The 253-nt window shown below is 61.7% G+C and carries 1 pseudogene; it reads left to right on the top strand.

The features are described from left to right. Nucleotides 1-126, top strand: a pseudogene (locus tag G4Z14_RS18795) (IS3 family transposase); the annotation flags it as partial. Between the last annotated feature and the right edge of the window lie 127 nt (nucleotides 127-253).

Genomic DNA, 253 nt, shown 5'->3' with positions numbered 1-253 from the left:
GGGTTCTTGTATCTTGCGGTTGTGATCGATCTGTTTTCCCGCCGCGTCATCGGTTGGTCTATGCAGGGGCGCACTTACACCGACCTGCCGCTGCAGGCCCTGCTCATGGCCGTCTGGCGACGCAAACTGACCTGCCCCCCGGTCGTCCCTCGTTCATAACGAGAGTCCTTGGGGTTGATAGGCATCGGTTTCAGGTCTGGCAAGCGCGCCGGGCGCGTTGCCATCAAGTAGCTCAAGCGTCCGGCGCGCTTCT

The sequence above is a fragment of the Tabrizicola oligotrophica genome (genome assembly GCF_011008935.1).
In the GTDB taxonomy this organism is placed as follows: domain Bacteria; phylum Pseudomonadota; class Alphaproteobacteria; order Rhodobacterales; family Rhodobacteraceae; genus Tabrizicola_A; species Tabrizicola_A oligotrophica.
This window is presented reverse-complemented; position numbering and strand designations above follow the sequence as displayed.